This window comes from Zhongshania sp. (genome assembly GCF_041623545.1).
GTDB lineage: Bacteria > Pseudomonadota > Gammaproteobacteria > Pseudomonadales > Spongiibacteraceae > Spongiibacter.
This window is the reverse complement of the sequence record NZ_JBFJWS010000166.1, coordinates 1-7,104: the sequence shown is the minus strand read 5'-3', so window position 1 is coordinate 7,104 and position 7,104 is coordinate 1. Positions and strand designations below refer to the sequence as shown.

At 50.6% G+C, this 7,104-nt stretch carries 7 protein-coding genes; 2 read left to right on the top strand and 5 right to left on the bottom strand.

What is annotated here, in order from left to right:
* Positions 1 to 257 (bottom strand): isocitrate lyase/phosphoenolpyruvate mutase family protein (locus ABYT30_RS13335; RefSeq protein WP_373096940.1); only part of this gene is annotated, 257 nt, incomplete at its 3' end.
* 265 nt (positions 258 to 522) lie between these two features.
* Between ABYT30_RS13335 and ABYT30_RS13330 the strand changes: the two genes are divergently transcribed.
* A complete protein-coding gene (locus ABYT30_RS13330; protein WP_373096938.1) occupies positions 523 to 1,770 on the top strand; it encodes an MFS transporter in 1,248 nt (415 codons plus the stop codon).
* Between the two features lie 149 nt (positions 1,771 to 1,919).
* Here the strand turns inward: ABYT30_RS13330 and ABYT30_RS13325 are convergent, their stop codons facing one another.
* Together ABYT30_RS13325 and ABYT30_RS13320 are read right to left on the bottom strand one after the other, a co-directional pair.
* The gene (locus ABYT30_RS13325) at positions 1,920 to 2,798 is read right to left on the bottom strand and encodes an alpha/beta hydrolase fold domain-containing protein (RefSeq protein ID WP_373096936.1); all 879 of its coding nucleotides are present in this window, start codon (positions 2,796 to 2,798) and stop codon (positions 1,920 to 1,922) included.
* Between the two features lie 42 nt (positions 2,799 to 2,840).
* A complete protein-coding gene (locus ABYT30_RS13320) occupies positions 2,841 to 3,623 on the bottom strand; it encodes an SDR family NAD(P)-dependent oxidoreductase (RefSeq protein WP_373096934.1) in 783 nt (260 codons plus the stop codon).
* Between the two features lie 541 nt (positions 3,624 to 4,164).
* Here ABYT30_RS13320 and ABYT30_RS13315 point away from each other — a divergent pair.
* Positions 4,165 to 4,485 carry a hypothetical protein gene (locus ABYT30_RS13315; RefSeq protein ID WP_373083822.1) on the top strand — a complete coding sequence of 107 codons (321 nt, stop codon included), beginning with the start codon at positions 4,165 to 4,167 and terminating at the stop codon, positions 4,483 to 4,485.
* Positions 4,486 to 4,528: 43 nt separating this feature from the next.
* Here the strand turns inward: ABYT30_RS13315 and ABYT30_RS13310 are convergent, their stop codons facing one another.
* Positions 4,529 to 5,578: a phosphotransferase gene (locus ABYT30_RS13310; RefSeq protein WP_373096932.1), complete on the bottom strand. Its 1,050-nt coding sequence runs from the start codon at positions 5,576 to 5,578 to the stop codon at positions 4,529 to 4,531.
* 129 nt (positions 5,579 to 5,707) lie between these two features.
* The gene (locus ABYT30_RS13305; protein WP_373096930.1) at positions 5,708 to 6,991 is read right to left on the bottom strand and encodes a cytochrome P450; all 1,284 of its coding nucleotides are present in this window, start codon (positions 6,989 to 6,991) and stop codon (positions 5,708 to 5,710) included.
* Between the last annotated feature and the right edge of the window lie 113 nt (positions 6,992 to 7,104).

Genomic DNA, 7,104 nt, shown 5'->3' with positions numbered 1-7,104 from the left:
GTATCTGCATCAGCGATAAGTGGAATATTCATTGCTTCGGCAATCCGGTTGGCTTGCTCGATCTGCTCGACCTGCGAAAACATGCCGTAATCTGGCATCGCGTAATGGAATGCGCTGCATGCGTGGCCGCCAAGGTAGGCGGCTTTAAAACCGGCTTTCTCAACAATTTTACCAGTGATAGCGCTGTAGGCATCGGCGGCAATGAAGTGCTCGCCGGTATTAATAAGGTCTTTAAGCTGTTTAGCTTTACTAGTCATGAGTGAGGTCTCTGTCGTTGATTTTATAAAATATTGTTTTTTTAGGCTGTAAATAGTCGCAGAAAAGCTACTGATAAGTCCAATAGATATGTTCAGTAAATTAGGTGATATTCAATGCAATGCTGGAGGTGCAATGTTTTGTGCGGTACATTCACTGTAAGTGAGAGTTGTATGTCGATAGCTCTCATTCGCTTAGCTGGGTCATTCGGGGTTAATCGACTTCGATCGGCTAAATAATAACGATAATAACGAGTAGGAGAGGCCGATGTATTATGGCTGGTATGTCGTGATGATGGCCGCCGCTGTCTATGCGGTAGTGATGGGGACCACGTTCAGCGCCTTTGGACTGTTCGTTGTACCTGTCTCCGAAGACCTTAATTTATCGCGTGCCGACATGAACACGGCCTTAATTTTGTTGAATATCGGCAGCGCGCTGTTGGCGCCGGTGGTCGGCAGGATGCTCGATCGTATTTCTGCCCGGCTTATCATGATCGCGTCGGCGTTACTCGCGGGTCTCAGCTTTACCTTGCTGTCTTTTTCAACATCTTTACTGCTCAGTGGGGGCGTCATGGCGCTTATGTTAGCGGCGGCGGTACAGGGCGGCTGCACGCTCACGATGTCGATGCTACTTGCGCGCTGGTTCACCGCCCGCCGGGGCCGAGCGATGATTCTCGCGATGATGGGCGCATCGCTGGGCAGTATTTTTATTGTACCGCTGATTGGCTGGTTAATTGAGCATGAAGGTTGGCGCGCGACATTATTGATAATTGGTGTTTTTGATATGGTGTTTCTGTTGGCGTTAGCACTTGTTGTCCGCGAGCGGCCGCGGCCAGGGGAGCTTGAGACCGCGGCAGTATCTGATGATGCGGAGGCTTCTAAAGATTTAGAAGGTCAATCACCGGCGAGTATAAAATTTTTATTAAGCATGCCGCAATTTTGGACCTTGGGCATCAGTTGCGCGATTGCAATGGCAATGATGCAGACTATCATTATTACCATTGTTCCCCTTGCGGTAGCGGCCGGGCTCACGACGGTGCAGGCCGCGGGCCTAATTTCTATCACCGGTGTGGCAGCACTCGCTAGCAAAATACTGCTCGCTGTTGTGGCCGACCGGTTTGATCGTATTTTAATGTTAGCGGTGTTGTTCGCGCTGGGCACGATTGTCAGTATATTACTTGTGGTGGGTGATACTTATCTGCTGTTAGTCGCATGTGCACTGATGTTAGGTATATCGAGTAGCGCGGCAGCGCCGATTTTCTATGCATTACTTGCCGACCGCTTCGGGATGTCTTCTTTCGGCACAGTGCGTGGCTTGATGTCGCTTTTAATTGCCGTTGCGAGCGCAGTGGCAATTCGTTTGGCCGGTGAAGCTTTTGACCTTATGGGGAATTATGATTACGTATTTTATACCTTCATCGGCCTTGGCGGCTTAGCCGTGGTGTTGATTCTTTCTACGTGGCTTACAAGGACGCTTGTTGCGGATGATAGTAGGCCGGTAAGTTCAAGTGTCTAGGCATACGCTTAACGGATTGTTAAATTTTTATTGAAGAATATTCGGGGCTTGCGCCCGAATATTCAATGGGATTTATAACAGGCGTTAGATTTTCCCAATCGTCGCGACTTGAGGTGGACGTAAATAATTATTTCCACATTAGGCTGTGTCTATTCCGCTGATGGCAAGAGTAGGCCGTTAATAAAGCTTACTAGCGCTTCGAACGTTTCAGCTGCGCCGGGCAAGCTAAGACTGCGGGTTACTGCAACATGTTCCATCGCCTTTACGATTTGGAGTTGTACAGGAATACTTGCGCCGAGCAGTTTGAGATGAAATTGCCGCGCATCACCGGCGAGCACTTCGTCATAACCAACATTAATTAGCGTCGGCGGAAACTCCTCGACGCTGCCGAGTAATGGTGAAGCCAGCACGTCACTTGGCGGGTGTCCCTGCAAATAGAGCTCGGCTGCTTCGCGCGCTGACTCTGCCGAAAAGAGCGGGTCGCTGCTGGCGTTTTGCCTGTAACTTGCACTGGACACTGTGAGGTCTAGCCACGGTGAGAGCAGGACGAGACCCGCAGGGCGCTTAGCATTGTTCACAGCCATTGCAGCGAGCCCGGCAGCCAGTCCGCCGCCAGCGGAATCGCCAGACAGAATTAGTGGTGTATCGTTATCGGCAATGAGTACTTCCATGACTGCTCGTGTGTCATTCAGTCCTGCCGGATAGGGGTATTCCGGCGCAAGGCGGTAGGCGGGACAGATAACAGTGACCGAGCAGTGCTGGGCGAGCGCTAGGGCGAAATGGCTAATTTGTTCTGGGCAGCCTATTCGAAACGCGCCGCCGTGGATATGCAGTATCGTACCGCGAGATTTTCCGGAAGGTGAGAACTTCAGGGCACGGACACCAGCGATTTTAATTTCCTGAGGCGGTGGCTTGGTCTGCCAGATCCCGGCATCTTTAGCGTCGGCTAGGGCTTTGCGCCGTGCTAAAAGTTTGGGATTTGCGATTTTGCCACTGCGCTCTGGCGGTAGGCTTGTTGGCTTTTGCATTACGTTCATAAAAATTAGTCGCTGTATTATTCCATTTAATGCTTATTTAGTGCCGGCGGAGGCAAACGGGGAGGTTGCCAATGCGCCGCCATCCACGGCCAGTGTCTGGCCACTGATATATTGGGCCATATCGGACAGAAGAAAGACGATGGACTGCGCAATTTCTTCCACTGTGCCGCGACGGCCCAGTGGGATACACCCAGAGATCAACTTCTCGTTTTCACCAGCATGGGGAATGCGGGGAGTAATGATCGCACCGGGTGCCACCACATTTGCGCGGATACCTTGCGGCCCCCATTCAACGGTCATGGTTTTGACAAGGTTAGATAGCCCCGCTTTGGCCGCGCCGTAAGACCCGTGGCTGGGCGCGCTGCGAGACCCGTCTACTGAGCTGACACAGACAATCGCGCCGGGCGCTTGGCGTTTGATTAGACTTTTTGCTACTTCGCGCGCGGCGAGGAAAAAGTAGCGAAGATTGCGGCGCTGATCTTCATCCCACATGCCCATATCCATATCGGCTAGTGGGCTCCATGCTGCCATACCGATAACCGTTGCCATGCCGTCAAGGGGGCCGGAGTCTGCTTCGATATGGGCGATGCCACTGATTAGAGCGTCGTCATTGAGTACATCGATTGAGTAGGCAGTGGCCTTGCCGCCATTGGCTATCGCGTCAGCTACTACGCTTTCAGCGCGTTTAATTTCGCGATCGACTACAGCAACTTGCGCACCCAAAGAGGCAAGTAATCGCACGGTTGCTTCACCCATGCCTTGGCCGCCACCGAGAACGAGAATTCGTTTTCCATTAAGTCCAAAGAGTGCCTGCATTGTCTTTCCCTTTTTATGTGGTGCACAGATTTCTTTGTGCAGCGAACGACGCTCGCTATCGTTGGGTGTTCTATTTCATTGACGCTTCAGCTGCGCTTCGTGAGGGACGCTCGCAATGCAAATATGATGAGTATCGCCCCGAGCGGTAAGTAGCCAAAGGTAAGACAGCAAAGTAATTGGCTGCCAGTAAAAATTGTATATCTTCAGCAATTCTCGACGTATTTATTCAGTGTGCATCTGCATTTTTTCATTCGTTGCGCTGGGCGGGCCGCGCTGCCAAACAAGGCTTGCGTAAAATTTATATGAAAATTGCGGTTCATTGCTGTCTAGTTATGCCGTCAATGTAGGCCTATTCTGGGGGCTTTTACAAATTATTTGACCGCTTTTTACGCAAATTCTTAATCATGCACATGTATCCATATATACGGATAAGCAGCAGTGCTTTGGCGGTTTTTTTTACATTAATTAAATATAACTACTGCTTTTTACTATTATTGCACTAGAATCGTGTCATTGTTTTCGAGTTGATGTAGGAGTTCTCATGCATAAGATGGTGGTGTTTGCTAAGGCTGTACCGGGCAAAGTTGAAGAATTGGCGAAATGGTACGACGAACAGCATATGAATGATTTGTTGGCGGTGCCGGGTTTAGTTACCGCTGAACGCCATACCATTATGACAGTGAAGCAGCCCGATGGCTCACCGGCGTGGGACTTTATGCTGGTCTATGAGTTAGAAGGTCAGGATCCGGGCCCTGCACTGCAGAATATGGGTAAGGCAAATATTGCAATTAGTGATTTGCTGGAAAGCACCTCAACCCTTTCGGTTATCGCGATCTCGCAAGGCCTGCGAAAAGAGGTCTGATCTTAGCCTCTGGGTGAATCGCAGGGGGCTTAGTCTTTGTTAGTTAAGCCCCAGCAGCCTCAAAACTATTCAGCTCGTATACGGCCAAACCCAAGCGACGAAAAAATTCATTGGTGATGGCGGGCTCTACTTTTTGGGTGATGGCCCACAGGTAGTAGCCGTAAATCATGGCGGCTCGGTAACGAGTCCAGGCCTCATCTGCGGCCAGCTCTGGGCCGCCTAAGGCTTTAAGGCGTTTTAGGTAATACTCAAGCAGTTCTCGTTCGTGTAGGCGTCTATCCTCTGGGGATAGTACTGAGGCGATATGATAAGCAACGTCCTGTGCCCATTCGCCTTTTTGCAATATCTGCCAATCAACTAGTCCGTAGTTGCCATCTTTACGATAGATGTTTCCCGCGTGGGCATCGCCGTGAACAAGGCAAGACGGGCGCTCGCGGACCTGCTTTGCGTAAAGTTCTAAACCGCGTTGCAGTGCAGCGGAATTCTTTACTTCTTCGGGAAGTAATGCGCCTTTTTCAGCGTTCACCATTCCCTGTAATACCTCAATTGGCATGATTGGCTTTTCGCTAATTCTGTCAAGGAAGCGAGGGATTTTAGCTTGGCTAAAGAATTCTCGATCCTCCCAAGTCTCTGCGTGCAACAGGGCTAACTGCTCCATGCTGCCGCGCACCTCTTCTGGAGAGAGCGGCTTGAGAGCAGTTAAAAACGTGCTGCCAGCATAAATTTCGTCTTCCATAACGATCACACCATTATCGCCTGCTGCGTTAAATTCGGCGTAAATACAATTCGGTACACGTAAGGGAAGTTGCTCGGCAAAGTCCTTGTAAAATTGGGTTTCGATAATTGACGCGGCGCCGGGCGCACCGGTTTCGCTGAGCACACCTTTGATGCAAATATGCCGGGGGATATTCTCGTGCTGACCCTCGAGTTCGAGGGACAGACGTACTTTCGTCGCCTGGGTGACAAGGGTTTCGACCACGGTCACCTTGAGCACTTTCGTCTCCGGCCAGCGCGTAGATAGCATGGCGCTTAACCATGCTGGGCTGAGGACGACATCTAATTGACGTGGCGCCGGATCGAAGGCGATTTCCATGGGTAGCAAACCTAATTTTGTAAGAGTGGGTGGCTTTCACTGGTCAAAACCGATGCAGATACTTCAGAAGGCCCGCACTCGATGAGGCGAGCATTCCGGTGGCCAGGTTATGTCAAACCTCGCGACAGCTCAGTTCAATATAACCGGAATTGCGGTCATTCCCCGCTGTTCAACGCCACCAGCCAATCTTGGTTCTGGCGCATTTGGATCCAATGTCATATTGGGGAAGCGGTCTAATAGGCCGTTAATAGCGGCAAGCATCTCTTGTTTCGCTACCTCCATGCCCAAGCAGCGATGCGGTCCTAAGCCAAAACCAAGATGGGTTTTTCTTGGGCGATAAATATCAAACTCATCTGGATTTTCCCAAACGGCGGGGTCTCGATTGGCTGCACCTAAACACATGTCTACCCTGGCGCCGGCGGGGATGGTGATGCCCGGAAGTACGACGTCCTCCATGACGAGGCGGGGGAAAGTGGGGTCTGTTGGCATCCAGCGCGCCGCTTCTTCAATTGCCGGCTCAATCAAACTCCGGTCTTCGCGGCAGGCTTCCCATAAATGGTAGTTGGAGAGTAATTGATAAATGGTAATGCCAAGCTGTCGCCATGTCGTGCCGCCGCCGGCAAGAATAATGAGCCGGCAATAGGCAAATATTTCATCGTCAGTTAGCTTTCGGCTAGTGCCGCCATCTTGAGCTAGATCTGCTTGCACCATATTACTCATCACGTCGTCTTGAGGGTCTTTACGACGTGCGACGATGAGTTCCCGTAGCATGGTTTCAACAATTCCGGCAGATTCAATAATGTCTTCCATCGGAATCTGGCCGAGCATCATCGTGCATTTGATGAGGTGAGTGCGAAATATCAACGCATCCTCGCCGGCCATGCCGATGCCTTGGGTGACGATATTAACGGGTAAACGGGCGCAGAGATCGAGGTTGAGGTCGGCCGTTTTTTTCGTCGCTAGGCGTTCTATTAAGGCCGCAACAGATGCGTCTATCCAATTTTCTTTCCACCATTTCATTGCCTTGGGTCGAATGAACATGGGCTGTACCATCATGCGGTAGCGCATGTGCTGCGGACCTGTCATTTTTAGAATAACATCGCCCATCATTCTTACGCCGGGGCTCTCTTCGTAGACTTCAGATGAGAATAAAAGATTTTCTCGCAATGCGCGGTTGCACATCTCGTAGCTGAGTAGGGTGTAGTGTTCGCGCTCTGTGTCGTAAGCGCCATGGCCTTTTGGTAGTTCTAAGAGTTCGTGTAGTGAACCTTTTAATACCGGCGCTTTGTTGCGCAGTGCGTTCATTGCGGGGGTAAGGTCACCATAGACCTCGCCGCCGTGAGCGCTGGCTTCTTTTTGTACGTCGAAAAGTTCGGCGTAGAGTTCGTCGTCTGAAACAAGCGTCTTGGTCATAATAATAGTGCTCCAATTTTAATTGTTATTTAGCGTGATGAGTTTGTGATATTGCTTGCCTTAGGCAGGTAATGAAAAATTTATGCCCGTTTTAGCGTTGCTAAAGCCGCAGC